Origin of the sequence: Halomonas sp. HG01 (genome assembly GCF_000968715.2) — a bacterium.
Lineage (GTDB): Bacteria > Pseudomonadota > Gammaproteobacteria > Pseudomonadales > Halomonadaceae > Halomonas > Halomonas halophila.
Genome location: NZ_CP022134.1, coordinates 2,650,771 through 2,666,939 on the forward strand (window position 1 = coordinate 2,650,771; position 16,169 = coordinate 2,666,939).

Annotated in this window: 16 protein-coding genes; 6 read left to right on the plus strand and 10 right to left on the minus strand. The window is 62.2% G+C overall.

Annotated features, from left to right (window positions below; genetic code table 11):
* Positions 1 to 6 precede the first annotated feature (6 nt).
* On the minus strand, positions 7 to 816 hold the full coding sequence (gene kdgR / locus UN84_RS12630) for a DNA-binding transcriptional regulator KdgR (RefSeq protein ID WP_046079051.1): 810 nt from the start codon (positions 814 to 816) through the stop codon (positions 7 to 9).
* Between the two features lie 195 nt (positions 817 to 1,011).
* Between kdgR and UN84_RS12635 the strand changes: the two genes are divergently transcribed.
* The 6 genes from UN84_RS12635 (at position 1,012) to UN84_RS12660 (ending at position 6,988) form a co-directional block, all read left to right on the plus strand.
* A complete protein-coding gene (locus tag UN84_RS12635; RefSeq protein WP_161796808.1) occupies positions 1,012 to 1,821 on the plus strand; it encodes an oligogalacturonate-specific porin KdgM family protein in 810 nt (269 codons plus the stop codon).
* A gap of 120 nt (positions 1,822 to 1,941) precedes the next feature.
* Positions 1,942 to 2,427, plus strand: coding sequence for a TRAP transporter small permease (locus tag UN84_RS12640; protein ID WP_046079053.1), 486 nt, complete (start codon positions 1,942 to 1,944; stop codon positions 2,425 to 2,427).
* Positions 2,428 to 2,429: 2 nt separating this feature from the next.
* Positions 2,430 to 3,728, plus strand: coding sequence for a TRAP transporter large permease (locus UN84_RS12645; RefSeq protein WP_146908341.1), 1,299 nt, complete (start codon positions 2,430 to 2,432; stop codon positions 3,726 to 3,728).
* A 35-nt stretch (positions 3,729 to 3,763) separates the two neighbouring features.
* Positions 3,764 to 4,903, plus strand: coding sequence for a beta-galactosidase BglB (gene bglB, locus UN84_RS12650; RefSeq protein WP_046079055.1), 1,140 nt, complete (start codon positions 3,764 to 3,766; stop codon positions 4,901 to 4,903).
* 62 nt (positions 4,904 to 4,965) lie between these two features.
* Positions 4,966 to 5,967 carry a TRAP transporter substrate-binding protein gene (locus UN84_RS12655; RefSeq protein WP_046079056.1) on the plus strand — a complete coding sequence of 334 codons (1,002 nt, stop codon included), beginning with the start codon at positions 4,966 to 4,968 and terminating at the stop codon, positions 5,965 to 5,967.
* Positions 5,968 to 6,145: 178 nt separating this feature from the next.
* The gene (locus UN84_RS12660; protein ID WP_046079057.1) at positions 6,146 to 6,988 is read left to right on the plus strand and encodes a sugar phosphate isomerase/epimerase family protein; all 843 of its coding nucleotides are present in this window, start codon (positions 6,146 to 6,148) and stop codon (positions 6,986 to 6,988) included.
* A 113-nt stretch (positions 6,989 to 7,101) separates the two neighbouring features.
* On the opposite strand, the gene UN84_RS12665 is transcribed toward UN84_RS12660, so the two are convergent.
* The 9 genes from UN84_RS12665 to rhmD form a co-directional block, all read right to left on the minus strand.
* The gene (locus tag UN84_RS12665) at positions 7,102 to 8,457 is read right to left on the minus strand and encodes a GntP family permease (RefSeq protein ID WP_046079058.1); all 1,356 of its coding nucleotides are present in this window, start codon (positions 8,455 to 8,457) and stop codon (positions 7,102 to 7,104) included.
* A gap of 134 nt (positions 8,458 to 8,591) precedes the next feature.
* Positions 8,592 to 8,795, minus strand: coding sequence for a hypothetical protein (locus UN84_RS12670; protein ID WP_046079059.1), 204 nt, complete (start codon positions 8,793 to 8,795; stop codon positions 8,592 to 8,594).
* A 4-nt stretch (positions 8,796 to 8,799) separates the two neighbouring features.
* Positions 8,800 to 10,335, minus strand: a complete 1,536-nt coding sequence (locus UN84_RS12675; RefSeq protein ID WP_202020699.1) for a purine-cytosine permease family protein — start codon at positions 10,333 to 10,335, stop codon at positions 8,800 to 8,802.
* A 37-nt stretch (positions 10,336 to 10,372) separates the two neighbouring features.
* Positions 10,373 to 11,812, minus strand: coding sequence for an aldehyde dehydrogenase (gene aldA / locus UN84_RS12680; RefSeq protein ID WP_046079060.1), 1,440 nt, complete (start codon positions 11,810 to 11,812; stop codon positions 10,373 to 10,375).
* Positions 11,813 to 11,859: 47 nt separating this feature from the next.
* On the minus strand, positions 11,860 to 12,660 hold the full coding sequence (locus tag UN84_RS12685) for an HpcH/HpaI aldolase family protein (protein ID WP_046079061.1): 801 nt from the start codon (positions 12,658 to 12,660) through the stop codon (positions 11,860 to 11,862).
* A gap of 56 nt (positions 12,661 to 12,716) precedes the next feature.
* Entirely contained in the window at positions 12,717 to 13,487 is a 771-nt protein-coding gene (locus UN84_RS12690; protein ID WP_046079062.1) for an SDR family NAD(P)-dependent oxidoreductase, read from the minus strand.
* A gap of 77 nt (positions 13,488 to 13,564) precedes the next feature.
* Positions 13,565 to 14,455 (minus strand): amidohydrolase family protein, encoded by an 891-nt coding sequence (locus UN84_RS12695; RefSeq protein ID WP_046079063.1) that lies wholly within the window; start codon positions 14,453 to 14,455, stop codon positions 13,565 to 13,567.
* Positions 14,455 to 14,781: an L-rhamnose mutarotase gene (gene rhaM, locus UN84_RS12700; RefSeq protein WP_046079064.1), complete on the minus strand. Its 327-nt coding sequence runs from the start codon at positions 14,779 to 14,781 to the stop codon at positions 14,455 to 14,457. Before rhaM ends, UN84_RS12695 begins: the two co-directional genes overlap by 1 nt.
* Positions 14,782 to 14,815: 34 nt before the next feature.
* Complete coding sequence (gene rhmD / locus UN84_RS12705; protein WP_046079065.1) at positions 14,816 to 16,000, minus strand: L-rhamnonate dehydratase; 1,185 nt, start codon at positions 15,998 to 16,000, stop codon at positions 14,816 to 14,818.
* Between the last annotated feature and the right edge of the window lie 169 nt (positions 16,001 to 16,169).

Here is a 16,169-nt window from a genome sequence, read left to right on the forward strand (position 1 = left end):
GACGACTCAGGCCGTCTCGGCGACACCGGCAAAGGCATAATCGTGGAATCCCAGACCATCGGAGATACGCATGCCAGCCCGGTGCAACAGGCGCACGTATTCCGCCCGTTTCTGCTCGTCATAGCGCACCACCGGGAACGACAGGCTGAGCGCCGCCACCGCATGGCCGAAACGGTCGAACACCGGTACCGACAGGCAGCGTACGCCGAGCTCGGCCTCCTCACGGTCCTCGGCAACCCCTTCCTCACGAATCGACGGCAGCTCGTCCATGACGGCCTCGACGCTGGCCAGAGTGTGCTGGGTATGCGGCACGAAGTCGATCGTCTCCAACACCCCTCTCGCGCGCTCCGGCTCCATCCAGGCCAACAGGGTCTTGCCCATGGCGGTGGAGTAGACAGGGTTACGACGACCGATGCGCGACTGCATGCACAGGTTGTACTGAGAATTGTACTTATGGATGTACATGATCTGCCGGGGATCGTCATCAAGAACCCCCAGGTGGATAGCCTCGTGGGTCGCTTCGGAGAGATTGCGCATCTCAGCATCGGCCAAACGGGTCAGGTCCACATTCTGCAGCGCAGTGGCTCCCAACTCGAAGAGCTTGAGAGTCAGCGCATACTTCTCGGACTCCTCCTCCTGGGTCACATAGCCCAACTCCTTCATGGTCTGCAGAAAGCGATAGGCGGTGCTCTTCGACATGAAGGTGCGCTGGGAAAGCTCCGAAAGACCGATATCTCGCTGCTCGGCCAGCCCCTCGAGGATCGAGAACACCTTCATGACGGCCGCCACATTGTCGGGTTTTTGCGATGTAGCCATAACCCTCAGCACCTCGTTTCATAAAAATCGGAATATCGGTCTAAATTTAACGCAAAACGTCTTCCCTCGCTACTCCCTCCCATGCTTCGGCCCCCAAGACACCAAACGACTATCGACCAAAGTCTATTAGGAACGGCGTTTCAATTTTATTGGCACTTCGATACATTTTATTTGGAGCAACATGCCGAAAAGAAGATGGCGCCCACGCTGGTACGCCAGGAGCGCCTGCTCGGACAACCCACAAGAAACAACAATGGAGACGACATGCGAGCCACCCACACGTCGAAACGCGTCACCGGTGCCGCCGCGACCTGTTTGGCACTAACCATGACGGGGCCTGCCGTAGCCGCCGAGAACATCCTGACGATGAAACTCGAGCACACGACCAATGACCATGCGCTGACCTTGCCCAAGATCGCCATAACTCGCGTGTTCGACGACACTTCGTCGCTTACCCTGGAAAAATCCTGGTTCTGGCAGGAAGACGTTCACGAGAGCGGCTGGCCTAAGCATGATGAAGGTTTCGTCAACTATTCCCTGCCCCGATGGACATTTGGCAGCCAGGAGCAATGGTCGCTGACGCCACAGATTGGCGCCAAGTTTCGCTCCAACGTGACACGCGCCCTGGCCGCTCTCAAGCTCGGCTATCGGGGAGAGGGCTGGAGCCTGTCGGGCCGATACCGTTACGAGCACGAGACGACTCACGAAACAGCCGTCGAAGGACGCGCTGGGCGTATCGACCTCTACGCCAGTTATGCTATCGCTGACGACTGGACGCTGCTCTATAACCCCCACTACCACTTCAAGCAGGAAAGCGACTCTCCCGATTTCGGCAGCGGTGACCGCGATTATATGGAACACGAGTTCCTGGCCTTTCATAAGCTGAATGACCACAACACCGTCTTCGGTGGCTATATTCGTCGCGCCCGGAACAGCAGCCAGTCCGCCACCGACCCTAACCAGCGAGTCAACTCATGGCTAATCGGCTACCAATACAAGTTCTGATCTCAATCGAGCCAGGGAAGGGGTATCCCCTTCCCTGAAATTCATGAGATGGACGAGAGGAAGGTGACATGATACGAGACATGAATCACTTTAAATCCTCCGCTCAATGAGGAAGTCAGAATGGTACACATGCGCAGCCTTCTTGACAGGTTCATTCAGGCCGTTTGCTGTGGACTTTTTATCGTCATGGTGGTAGCGGCAAGCTGGCAAGTCATCAGCCGTTATGCCCTCAACAGTCCCAGCACGATATCGGAAGCCTTCCTTCGCTTCTCGCTGGTATGGCTATCAATGATCGCCATCGCGTATGTAGCGGGGCGACGTGAGCATGTGAGCCTGACCTTGCTGACGGATAGGCTAAGTGGAATCTGGAAAGCCACTCTGGATATGTCCATCGAGATCCTGTTCATCGCGTTCGCCGGTTTGGTGATGATATATGGCGGTGCACAGGCGGCCTCCAACACCATGAGCCAAATCTATCCCATGCTGGAAATACCCAAAGGTTTCCTCTATCTATCGCTACCAGCTTCTGGCTCCATTATCGTGACTTACTGCCTGATGAACTGCCTTGATCTTTTTCACGCCTGCCACCTATCCAGGAGTCAATAATCATGATCTTGGATGCCGGTTTAGTATTGATCTTATCGTTTCTCGGACTCCTGATCGCCGGAGTTCCCATCGGAATCTGCATCGCTGCCTCATCAGCGGTAACGGTTCTCCTGGCACTTCCTGTCGATGTCGCCATCTTCACCACGGCACAGAAGATGGTCTCCAGCCTCGACAGCTTCACCTTGCTGGCGGTGCCCTTCTTCATACTCTCGGGTGTGCTGATGAATAATGGTGGCATAGCCCTAAGACTGGTCAATTTCGCCAAGTTGTTTAGTGGAAGAATTCCTGGCTCACTGGCCCATACCAATATCGTGGGCAACATGATGTTCGGGGCCATCTCTGGCTCGGCAATCGCCGCCTCGACATCCATCGGTGGCGTCATGGTTCCCATGGGGGAGAAAGAAGGCTATAGCCGGCCCTTCTCGGCATCTGCCAATATCGCCTCGGCACCGACAGGCATGTTAATTCCCCCGACGACCGCCTTCATTCTTTACGCCCTGGCCAGCGGTGGCACCTCTATATCCGCCCTTTTTGCCGGGGGACTCGTCGCGGGTTGTCTATGGGGTGGTGGTTGTATCCTGGTGGCCTACCTGATCGCCAAGTCCCGGAATTATACGACGAAGCTGAACCTGCGGGATAGCTCGGTGCAGGCGGTTATCGCTCAGGCCATGCCCAGTCTGATGCTGATCGCAATCATCATCGGCGGCATCGTCTTCGGCATCTTCACCGCGGTCGAGGCATCGGCCATCTCGGTCATCTACACCATGTTTCTGACGATGGTCGTCTATCGGACCATCGACCTCAGAGGCCTCCTGGTCTCGTTGATCAAGGCAACCGAGACTACCGGCGTCATCATGTTTCTTCTCGCCGCGTCCTCCGCGATGTCGTTCGCCATGTCCATCACCGGCCTACCCGCCGCCCTGAGCGACGCGATCCTTGGACTCTCCGACAACCCGGTCATCGTCCTGCTAATCATCACGGCCATGTTGCTGATCATCGGCTGCTTCATGGACATCGGGCCGGCGATATTGATCTTCACGCCAATCCTGCTGCCGATCACCTCGGCAATCGGCATCGACCCGATACACTTCGGCATCATCATGGTATTCAACCTCTGCATCGGCACCATCACCCCACCCGTGGGAACGGGACTCTTCATCGGCGCCGGAATCGCCAAAGAAAAAGTCGAAAATTTATTACTCCCACTTCTTCCATTCTATTTGGTGATCCTGGTGACGCTGCTACTGATCACCTACATCCCATCGATCACGATGTTCCTTCCCCGCGCCATGGGGCTTTGAAACACATCAAATCCACACCCATACGTGAGAAAGACATGAAAACATTCAGCGTTAGCCATAGCCCACTGCTCAGGCAGGAAGAACGCTTCATCAGTCAAGGTGACGTAAAAAGACTGATCAAGCGGACCATCGACAACTTGGTCAACATCCAAGATGACACAGGAGAATTCCTGCTCCACCTTGACGATGGGCGTACGATCGATACCAAGGGGTGGGCCGGCTGGGAGTGGACTCATGGCATCGGCCTGTATGGCATCTACAGATACTATGAGCAGACCGGCGACACCGAGGCATTATCCATCATCGACGACTGGTTCCATGACCGGTTCCAGGAGCGCTTGGCTACCAAAAACGTCAATACTGTGTGCCCATTTCTGACCCTCGCCTACCGATACGAGGAAACGGGTCGCAAGGAGTGGTTGCCGTACCTGCAAGCCTGGGCCGACTGGGTCATGCATGATATGCCTCGCACCGACAAGGGTGGCCTTCAACACGTCGTCTACAACAGCGAAAACCACCAGCAGCTGTGGGATGACACCCTGATGATGAGCGTGCTTCCCCTGGCCAAGATTGGACGACTGCTCGGCCGTGAAGACTACGTCGAGGAGGCAAAGTACCAGTTCCTGATCCATGTGCAGTATCTGATGGATCGCGAGACAGGAGCCTGGTTCCATGGCTGGACATTCGACGGTCACCATAATTTCGCCAAAGCCCGTTGGGCGCGTGGCAATAGCTGGCTGACCATCGTCATCCCCGAGTTCCTTGAGCTCCTCGATCTACCGGCCCGAGATCCCTTTCGTCGCTACCTGATTCAGGTCCTGGAATCACAGGTCGAATCGCTCGCCACATGGCAAGCAGATTCTGGTCTCTGGCACACACTGCTCGATGACCCCTCCTCTTATCAGGAGGCGTCGGCCACGGCCGGTTTCGCCTACGGCATCCTCAAGGGTATTCGGATAAGATACCTCGATGCCACCTACTACGAAATGGCGGAAAAGGCCGTTCAAGGGGTAATCGACAACGTCAATGAGGACGGGGAGATAGCGCAGGTCTCGTTCGGCACTGCCATGGGCGACGACCTTGACTACTACCGGGATATCCCACTGACATCCATGCCCTACGGACAGGCCATGGCCATCCTATGCCTTTCCGAATACATGAGAACGTATCTCTGATTTTCTCTTCGATTGGAGAGAAATGATGCTCGAACCAACAAGACAAAACCAAGGAGTCGACCATGAACACGCCACATCACGCCAAGACCATCCTGGCTGCAGCCATCGCTACCCTGTCGCTGGTGTCCGTCTCGTCACAGGCCGATGACAACGTCAATCTCAAGCTGGCCTATTCTCAGAACTCTCAACCTGTCAAGGATGCCTTGGCCAGGTTCGGCGAACTCGTGGAGGAGAAATCGGATGGCTCTATCACGGTCACTTATTTCCCGGACAGCCAGCTTGGGGGAGAGAGCGAACTGGTCGAGATGTTACAGACGGGCGCCATCGATATGACCAAGGTATCTGGGGGCCTGATGGGAAGTTTCTCTCCTCTCTATGAGGTCTTCTCCATGCCTTACTTGTTCGATGACCAGGATCACTTCTACAGAGTCATGAAGAGAGAGGCCATCATGGGTGACGTCTATCAGTCCACCCAGGACCAAGGCTTCGTCGGTGTGGGCTGGTACGACTCTGGCCAGCGCAACTTCTACACCGCGGAGACCCCGGTCGATGAAGTTTCGGATCTAGCGGGCAAGAAGATACGGGTGATGCAGAGCCAGACCGCGGTCGACACCATGGAGCTGCTGGGAGCCTCACCTGTCGTGATGGCTCAGGAAGAAGTTTATACGGCCCTCCAGCAGGGCATTCTGGATGGTGCCGAAAACAACGAATTCGCTCTTACCACGGCGCGTCATGGCGAGGTAGTCGGTCATTACTCCCTGGATGGTCACACCCGTATTCCCGATATCATCCTGTTCAACAGCAACACTCTCTCCAGGCTGTCGGATACCCAGCGTGCCGCCGTCATGGAGGCTATCGAGGCATCGACCGAGTTCCAGACCGAGCGCTGGTCGGAGGCCGTCGCGGCGGCGCGTGATCGGATCCGCAACGACTTCGGCGTCGAAATCAATGACGTCGATATTGCACCCTTCCAGGAGGCCGTTCAACCGATGTACGACCGTCTTCAGGATGAGCCAGAGAAATATGCGCTCTATCAACAGATCAAAGAGTTGAGCGACAAGTAACCCCACGACCGAGGGCGGCCCGTTCCATTCGGCAGCCCTCGGTCACTTTCCATGGCATGGGCTCACTTTGAGTCATGCATAGCTGTCGAGAATGCCGTCAGTCGATGCGACAACGTATGGGCTCACTTCGACCGCAGGCATCGCTAGCCACCTAGTCACAAGCCAACAGGAGGAAAACGTGAACATTGGCATTAGGGCACACGATCTGGAGACACAGCCCCTTGACGATCTGGTCGCGGACATCGCGCGACGCGGGCTCGGTTCGGTCCAGTTGGCGCCGAGCAAGTCATTCGACATTCCCACCCCACCCGGCAGCCTCACCCCCGGCCTGGCTCATCGTATCGCCAGTGCTTTTCGTCGCCAAGATGTGCAGATCGCCGTGCTGGGATGTTATGTCAATATCATTCATCCCGACCCGGATGAGAGACGCAGCGCCTTGACTCGCTTCAAGGAACACCTGCGCCACGCCCGTGACTTCGGCTGCGGCATAGTGGGCACGGAGACCGGCAACGTCAATGCCGATATCGTCTATACCGAGGACAATTTTCGCGAGGCTCCCTTGCAAGCGGTCATCGAGAGTGTCAGGGAGCTGGTCGAGGAGGCGGAACGCTTCGGCGTGATCGTCGGCATCGAGCCTGGGGTCAACCACCCCGTCTACTCTCCCGAGACCGTGACGCGACTGCTGGACAGCGTGGATTCTCCCAACCTGCAGATCATCTTCGATCCGGTCAACTTCCTCACCATCGATAACTACGCACGGCAGCGGGATATCTTCCGCGAGGCGCTCGACTCATGGGGGGATAGAATTGCCGTGATGCATGCCAAGGACGTTCGCATATCGGATGGCGCTCTACGACCCGCTGCCGTCGGCCAGGGCTTGCTCGATTATGCCTTCCTGTTCGAGTGGCTGGCCCCTCGCAAGCCGAATCTCAACGTCATCCTGGATGAGGTCGAGCTTGTCGATCTCGAGGACGTCATGGCTTTCCTGAATCGCTTCCAACCCGACTTCGCCCGACTGTAATCGAAGGTGGAGGCGGCCACTGTCTTGTCATTGCCCCCTGACGCGACGCCAAGGGAGCCCCAGACTGGAGCACTTCTGCGCCCCAGTCTGGGCTCGACGACGGTCGGGCAGGCTCAAGACCAGAGCGTGGCGCCGACCAGCGTCAACGCCAGGATCATCAGCGAGACCAGCGCCTCGCCCAGGGTGTAGGTCTTGAAGCCACCGCGGACGCTGAAACCGGCAAGCTGGGTGGTGATCCAGAAGCCACTGTCGTTGACGTGGCCGATGCTGATGCCACCGGACAAGGCAGCCAGCGCGATCCACAACGGGTCAACGACGCCCGTCGATGCCGCGCCAGCCATGATGGTCATGGCGGTGATGCCGGCGACGGTCCCCGATCCCTGGGCGATGCGGAAAATGGCGGCAAGGGCGTAGGTCAGCAGGACCATCCCGAGCGCCGACTGGGTCTCCTGGAAGAGGCTGTCGACCAGCATCTGGCCGATCTGGGTGGTCTCGATCACCTTGCCCAGAGAGCCGCCCGCGCCGGTGACCAGCAACACGACGCCGGCGGTCTGCAGACCGCGCGAGGCCGAATCGTCCCGGGCCTGACGTCCCATGTCTCGCGCCGCAACCGCATAGGCCGCCAGGGCGCCGGCCATCAGGGCGACGATACGGTCACTCAGAAAGGCGATGAACGCGGGCAGTTCGTCGCCCGCCACCAGGCCCAGTTGCTGACAGTAGTCGTAGACGGTGCCACTGAGGATCAACAGGATGGGCAGGGCCACCGGCGTGAGGGCCATCCACAGCGGGATATCGGGGATCTCCCGACGGCTGTCGTCTTCCGGCGCCTGCTGGGCCACGCCCATCTCATCCTTGCGCTGATTCCAGATCCCGCAGTCCAGCAGCAGGAAATAGAGTTTCATCACGATCAACGAGGTGATGAGTCCAACGCCCAGGCCGGCGAAGGTCATGACCCCGATATCGAAGTCCAGGATCGTGGCGGCGGCAAGAGGGTTGGGCGTGGGCGGCACGATGGTATGCGACGTCGCGGCCCCGATGACCAGGGCACCGATGGCATAAGGCAGCGGCTTGCCCAGCGTTCGGGCCAATGCCACCCCGAGCGGTACCAGGATCACGAAGGTGACGTCGAAGAATACCGGGATCGACAGCAGGAAGCCCGTCAGCCCCAGCACATAGAGCCCCGCACTGCGCGGCGCACTCGCCACCAGAGTGTGGGCGATCTTGTGGGCCGAGCCCGAGTCGCTCATCAGCTGGCCGATGATCACGCCGAAGCCGATCGGTAGCCCGATTCCGGCCATGATGCCGCCGAAACCACTGCTGATGGCATCGACCGTGCCGGTCATGCCCAGCTGCATGGCGAGCCCCAGATAAAGGCTGCCGATGATCAGGCTGATGGCGGCATTCAGCCTGAGGTAAAGGATCAGTAGCAGGATCAGGGCGATGGCGATCGCCAAATGCAATATTTCCATATCCGTGGTGCTCCAGTGATGCGTTATTGGCGTCCCATGGCAACAGGGAATCCCGCCCTCGCCGGACTGGCGAGGGCATGAGAACGTGTATCGAGTGATCGGGAAGTGCCGCGATGCCGGCGATCCCGGGGCGGTTATTCTGCGGTAGGCGCTCCGGCCGCGGCGGCGTGGTCTTCCCTGCCCATCCACAGCGGCGTGACCGCGAACCAGACGACCGTGACCACCAGCATGGCCCACTTCATCGCCGTTTCACCCATGGCGTCGACCAGGTAGAGCACGGGGAACAACACGGTCAATACCAGCATCGCGATCGAGATGGTCTGAAGCAGCTTGCGCATGGGGTTACTCCTTGCTCGAGGCGTTCGTGGCGATGGGAGACGCGCTGCCGGCCACCCGGATTCCCTCGCTGGCAGGGTGAGCGCTCGATCGCTGAGCCATCAGGCTCAGGCCGATGAACAGCGCCGCGGCGATGAACCAGCCCGGCAGGGCGACGAAGAAGATCTCGATCTCGGCGAACTTCACCAAGAACAGGCAGATCGCCAGGGTGATCAGCCAGGTGCCTAGCACCGGATAGGTGATCCGGCGACCGGCATACTCGGCATAGAAGCTCTTGAGCCCCAGCTTCGGCAGCACCCAGAAGTCGATGAAGATCACCGCGCCGATCGGCATCAGCAGCAGGCCATAGAGCGCCACGAACCCCAGCAGCTGCATCGCCACGCCCGGGAACATCGCCACGAAGGTGGTCAACAGGCCGGTGCCGATGGTCACCTTGAAGCGGGAGACCCGGGGAATCACCGCCTGGAAGGCCAGCCCGGCGCGGTAGATGGTCGGGTTGGCGGTGGTCCAACCGGCGATGATCACGCAGATCAGTCCCGCAACGCCCAACGCCTGATCGGCCAGGGGCCCGGGCAACGGATTGGGGATCTGCCCGGCCTCTGCCGCGGCGATCATGGCGCTGTCGGAGGTCAGCCCCGCCTCATACATCTGGAACGCGAACAGCATGGAAGCGGCCAGCCAGGCCATGAAGTGGCCGACGTACATACCCGCCGCCGAGGCGATGCTGTACCAGCTCTTGCGGGCGAAGCGCAGCACCGAGAGGTCGGACATGCCGACGTGCATGGCCATGTTGGCGAACCAGGCGAAGAAGATCACATGCCAGATCGAGAAATCCGGCTGCCCGGGCACCTGCACCCCGGTCCAGATCGCCGTCTCGGCCAGCGCCCACAGGTCGGCGGGAGATCCCCCCCCGGTGCCCGTGGCATCGATGAACCACTTCAGCGAGACGATGCCGAAGCCCAGGAAGATCAGCACCATCCAGGGTGCGGCGATATTGGCGAACCAGGAGACGAAACGATAGCCGTAAGCGGCCACCAGGGTGATGACGATGCCTACACCGAGCACGCTCAGCACCCAGCCGACGCTGTTGGGCATCAGATCCGAGAGCGTCGGCAGCGGGAAGCCGAACCACACCCCCACGGCCGTGGCGGACACCGTGATCATGGCCCCGGCCAGGAAGCAGAAGGCCAGGCCGTTGGCCAGGTTGTAGAGGATCACGGTATAGCGACCGGCGATCTTCTCGAGCTGATAGTAGAGCGTCAGGCGTACTCGCGTGGCGATGGGTGCGGTAAGCAGCAGCCAGCTCAGCACCGCCAGGGCATTGCCGATCAGCAGCCCCATGACCACGTCGAAGGCGGCCACGCCCGCCAGCACGAACAGCGGCCCGATCATCAGCTCGGTGCCGGCGGTATGCTCGCCGGCGTACATGCCGAGAAAGCTCTTGAAGCCCATCCGCGCCTGGCCGGGGACGGGATGTCGTTCGTATTCGCCGCCGACGGCGGGGGTCTCCCCCGCCGCCGACGCCTGCATGTCGTCACTCATGGCGTGCACCTCTCGTTATTGTTGGGAAGGCGGGCCCTCAGGCCTCGAGGTAGACCACATGGCTGTGGGTGTACTCGTAGAGGCCGTGCTTGCCGTCGGCACCGCCGATGCCCGACTTGCGCACCCCGGCGTGGAAGCCCTGCATGGCCTCGAAGTTCTCGCGGTTGATGTAGGTCTCGCCGTAGTCGATCTCGCGGCAGGCTCGCATGGCACTGGCCAGGTTCCGGGTGTAGATCGACGAGGTCAGGCCGTAGTCGGAGTCGTTGGCCAGGGCGATGGCCTCGTCCATGTCCTCGACCACCTGGATCGGCAGCACCGGGCCGAACACCTCCTGGCGCATGATCTGCATGTCCTGCCGGCAGCCGGTCAGCACGGTGGGCTGGTAGTGGTAGCCGCGGGGTTGGTCGCCGAGGCCGCCGCCGGTGACCAGCTCGGCGCCGTCGGCCAGCGCGGTCTTGACCATGGCACCGACCTTGTCGAGGCCTGCCTGGTTGATCAGCGGGCCCATCTCGACGTCGGGCTGGGCCAGCGGATCGCCATAGGTGGTCGCCCCCATCGCCTTGGCCATGCGTTCGATGAACTCGTCGGCGACGCCGCGCTGCACGTAGACCCGCTCGGCACAGTTGCAGACCTGGCCGCTGTTGATGATGCGCGAGCCACGGATCGCTCGGACCGCCTGGCCGATATCGGCATCGTCGAGGACGATGGCCGGCGCCTTGCCGCCCAGCTCGAGATTGAGCTTGGTGATGTTGTCGGCGGCGCTGGTCATGATCCGCGAACCGGTGGTGACGCTGCCGGTGAAGCTGATCATGTCGACCTCGGGGCTGGCGGTCAGGGCATTGCCGGTGGTGGCACCGCTGCCGCTGACCACGTTGAACACCCCCGCCGGCAGGCCGACCGTGTCGAGCAGCCTGGCGAACTCGAAGCAGTTGTTGGGGGTTTCCTCGCTGGGCTTGATGACGATGGTGTTGCCGGTCACCAGCGCCGGCGCCATCTTGCGGGCGATGAGGAAGAACGGGAAGTTCCAGGGCAGGATGCCGGCCACCACGCCGAGCGGCTTGCGGAACAGGAAGATGTTCTCGTTGGGGCGATCGCTCTCGATGATCTCGCCCTCGATGCGCCGCGCCCATTCGGCCATGTAGTCGAGGTAGTCGGCGGTGAAGTTGACCTCGGTCTCGGCCAGCGCCGTGACCTTGCCCTGCTCCTGGGTGATGATGCGCGCCAGGCGCGGCACGTCCTCGCGTATCTTCGCGGCGATCTGGCGCAGGTAGGCGGCGCGCTCGACGGCGGGCCTGGCCGCCCAGGCCTTCTGGGCGCCACGGGCCGCGGCCAGGGCACGCTCGACGTCCTCACCGCGCGACTCGGGTACCCGCGACAGCGTCTCGCCGGTCGCGGGGTTGAGGACCTCGAGGTGCTCGCTGGCCGACTCGAAGGTGCCGTTGATGTAGTTCTGGTAGACCGGTTGCTGGCTGGACATGACGGAGTCTCCGTTGGCGTTGTTGGCGGATGTGATGCGTGTCGGCCTCAGTACAGGCGCGAAGGCGCAGCGGCCTCGCCCTGCTCCCGGTAGCGTCCCAGGTTGGCGATGGCGGCCTGGCGCAGCAGGCTGATGTCGATGCCCACGGCGATGAAACGACAGCCCTGAGAGGCGTAGTGGCGAGCGTCGTCCTCCTGGGGCGCCAGGATGCCCACCGCCTTGCCGGCGGCCTGGCCCACGCGAATGACATGGGCGATCTGCTCCTGCACCGCCGGATGCCCCGGATCACCGGGATAACCGAGGTTGATGGACAGGTCGGCGGGACCGACGAACACCGCGTCGACGCCCTCCACGGCGGCGATCGCCTCGGCGTTCTCGACGCCGAGCCGCGACTCCACCTGGACGATCAGGCACAGCTCCTCGTGGGCGGTGGCCAGGTAGTCGGCGACCCCGTCCCAGCGTGTCGCCCGCGCCAGGCCGCCGCCGACGCCGCGGATGCCGTGGGGCGGGTAGCGCATGGCGCGCACCAGCGCCTCGGCCTGCTCGGCGCTCTCGACCATCGGCACCATCAGGGTCTGGGCCCCGATGTCGAGCAGTTGCTTGATCAGCGCGGGATCCTGGCTGACGGTCCGCACCACCGGCGACGTGTCATAGGGCGCCACGGCCTGCAGCTGGGCGAGGACGGACGGCACGCTGTTGGGGGCATGTTCGCCGTCGATCAGCAGCCAGTCGTAGCCGGTGGTGGCACAGATCTCGGCGGCATAGCCGGTGCCGAAACCGGCCCACAGGCCGAACTGGGTGTCCGCCCGGGTCAGGGCGGCCTTGAAAGCGTTGGGGGGCATCTGCATCGGGTGTCCTCGGCGCGCGGCCAGCGAATGAGCAAAGGTAAGACGTGTCGACAGGCTTACTGCAGGTTGACGAACATCCCGCCGTCGACCAGCAGCGAGGCGCCGGTGACGTACTGCGACATGTCGGAGGCCAGGAAGACGATGGGCCCGGCCAGGTCGTCCGGGCGCCCCAGGCGCCCCAGCGGGGTGCGGCTGGCCATGTACTCGCGCTTCTCGACGTCGGCCAGGTCGTCCTTGTTGATGTCGGTCTCGATGGTGCCGGGCAGCAGCGCGTTGCAGCGGATGCCGTAGGGCCCCAGGGCGATGGCGCAGGATTGCATCAGCGACAGCAGGCCGGCCTTGGTCGGCGTGTAATGCGTCTGCATGCCGCCGCCCACCAGGGCGCTGATCGAGCTCACGGCGATGATCGCGCCACCGCGCCCCTGTCGCTTCATCTGGTTGGCGGCCGCCTGAACGGCGAAGAAGGCGCCGTTGAGGTTGGTGTTGACCGTCTCCAGGTAGAGTTCCTTCGGCATGTCGAGAAAGGCGTGGAAGGGGCAGATGCCGGCGTTGTTGACGAAGACGTCGACGCCGCCGAAGTGCTCCACCGCCGCCTCGACGAGCCTGTCGCCGGTATCCGGATCGCCGGCCGGAGCACCGACGGCACAGGCGCGGCGGCCCAGCGCCTCGATCTCGGCGATCAGTTCCTCGACGGCAGGACGGCTGGAGGCGCTGCCGCTGTAGCCGATGACCACGTTGGCGCCCTGGCGGGCGCACTCCAGGGCGGCGGCCCGCCCGATGCCACGTGAGGCGCCGGTGATGATGACGGATTTATCGTTGAGCAGCATGACGGGCTCCTGAAACTGGCGGTTGAGGCCGGTCCCGCCCCTCGGGGACAGAACCGGATGCAAGGGGGTTGTCGTTCCTACAGGCGATAGAGGCGTCGGGCGTTGTCCACGAACAGGGCCCGCTTCTCGTCCGGCGAGCCATCGGCGACGATCTCGGCATAGGCCCGCCAGATCGCCGGATAGCGGGCATAGAGGCCGTCCACCGGAAAGTTGGAAGCGAACATGCAGCGCTCCACCCCGAAGGCATCGAGCGCCTCGAGGATCAGCGGGCGGATGCTGCCCTCCGTCCAGTGGTGATCGAGCATGCCGAAACCGCTGAGCTTGAGACTGACGTGATCGTGCTCAGCCAGCCGGCGCAGGCCGTCGCGCCACTCGCGCCAGCCGGCCACTCCATGGCGATCCACGTACATGCCGGCATGATTGATCACCAGCGGGATCTCGGGATGGGTTTCGGCCAGGCGCGCCGCCTGCGGCATCTGCGAAGGGTAGAGCTGCAGGTCGAAGGACAGCTCATGACGCGCCAGCAGGGCGAAGTTGTCGCGCCAGGTCGACTCGCCCATATAGTGGCGGCCAACATAGTCATACAGCGGGTCGGCATGGACGTTGAGGATCTGGCGCACGCCGCGCACCCGCTCGGACGCCAGACACTGGGCCGCGAGCCGTTCGCCGGCGTCCGGCCGGGACAGGTCGGCCCCCACCACCAGGGCGTTGGGCAGCCCCGGCGCGGTGCCCTCGTCGGCCAGCCCGGCCAGCCAGCGGGTCTCGGCCAGCGGATCGACGGCATCGGCCTCGACGTGAACGGCGCCGAGCAGCTCGATGTCGCCGGCGTCGGCCAGCAGCTCCCGCAGGCCATAGTCACGGGCCATGGGCGAGTAGTCACCGAGCAGGTTGGGAGACGGATGCTCGAGCCAGGGCTGGTTGCCCTGGGCAAGGTCCCAGAAGTGCACATGGGGGTCGATCACTTGCATCATTGGTCTCCGGGCCGGAACGCGAACAGCTCGTCGAGCGGCACGCTGACGGGGGCGTTGTCCTCATGAGTGTCCATGATGTCGGCCATGTAGTCCCACCAGCGGCGCATCACCGGCAGCGCCTGCAGCGACTCGACACGGTGATCCTCGCGCAGCACCATGATGGCGAACAGTCGGTGCGTCTCGGCATCGAGGAAGATGCGATAGTCCTCGATGCCGGCGTCGCCCAGCGCCGCGGCGAGCTCCGGCCACAGGGCATCATGCCGACGCCGGTACTCGGCTTCCTGGCCGGGATGCAGGGTCATGCGAAAGGCGTGGATCGGCATGTCGTCCTCTCCTGCTCGTCGTTGTCATGGCGGCTCAGTGGGTGTAGGGCCGCGCCAGCTCGCAGTCGGGGTTCAGGCGCACGCCGAAGCCGGGCTTGTCGAGCTTCGAGGCCGCCATTCGGCCGTTCTCGGGCACCGGCTCGTCGAGCAGCAGCGGATTGAACATCGGCACCACCTCGTCCGCCTTGGGCGCCATCATCAGGAACTCGGCGAAGGGGCTGTTGTGGCGGGTGATCACGAAGTGGTAGCTGTAGACCGAGGAGCCGTGCGGCACCACCAGCTTGTTGTGGGCATCCGCCAGCGCCGAGATCTTGATCAGCTCGGTGATGCCCCCGCACCAGCCGACGTCGGGCTGGATGACGTCGCAGCAGTCCATCTCCATCAGCAACCGGAAGCCCCAACGCGTCGCCTCGTGCTCGCCGGTGTTGACCAGCATGCCCTTGGGCACGTCCCGCTTGAGCTGGGCATAGCCCCAGTAGTCATCGGGCGGCAGCGCCTCCTCGATCCACTTCAGGCCGTACTCCCGGGCGCCCTGGGCCAGGCGGGTCGCGTAGTTCACATCGAGACTCATCCAGCAGTCGTACATCAGCCAGAAGTCATCGCCCACGGCGCTGCGCATCTCGGCCAGGTGCTCGAGGTTGCGGCGGAGCCCCTCCTCGCCCTCGGCGGGGCCATGGACCAGCGGCATCTTGCCGCCGATGAAGCCCATGTCCTTGGCCAGATCGGGCCGCGCCCCGGTGGCATAGAAGGTCAGCTCGTCGCGCACCGGGCCGCCCAGCAACTGGTGCACCGGCTCGCCGCGCACCTTGCCCAGCAGGTCCCACAGCGCCAAGTCGACGCAGGAGATGGTGTTGATCACCACCCCCTTGCGGCCGTAGAACAGCGTGGCATTGAACATCTGGTCCCAGATCTTCTCGATGTCGGTGACCCGCTGACCCTCGATGAAGCGCGTCAGGTGCTTCTCGACGATCCAGGCACCGATCTCGCCGCCGGTGGTCACCGCGAAGCCGGTGGTCCCGTCGCTGGCCTCCAGCTCCACCACCAGGGTGCCGAGCACGTTGAGGCCGAAGCTACGGCGATTCATGCGGTACTCCGGATACTTGCTCATCGGCGTGGCGATCTGGGAGTCGATCCAGTGGCCCTCGGCCTGGTCGTGGTAGTCCGCCCCGCCACCGCGAACGGTGTAGGCGCGAACCTGCTTGATGGTGACCTCGCTCATGGGCTTCCCCTCTGGAGTTGGACGCAAGTAGGTGCTGGGGGAAGTTCTACCCAAGGGTGTCGAGGGCGACCAATGAGAATCACGGCCCTTTTGATACCTTTTCGTTATCGGAAAGCCGTAGCCCGCATGCTAGGCTGGCTGAGGCTGATTGCCACAAGACTCCGCTTTA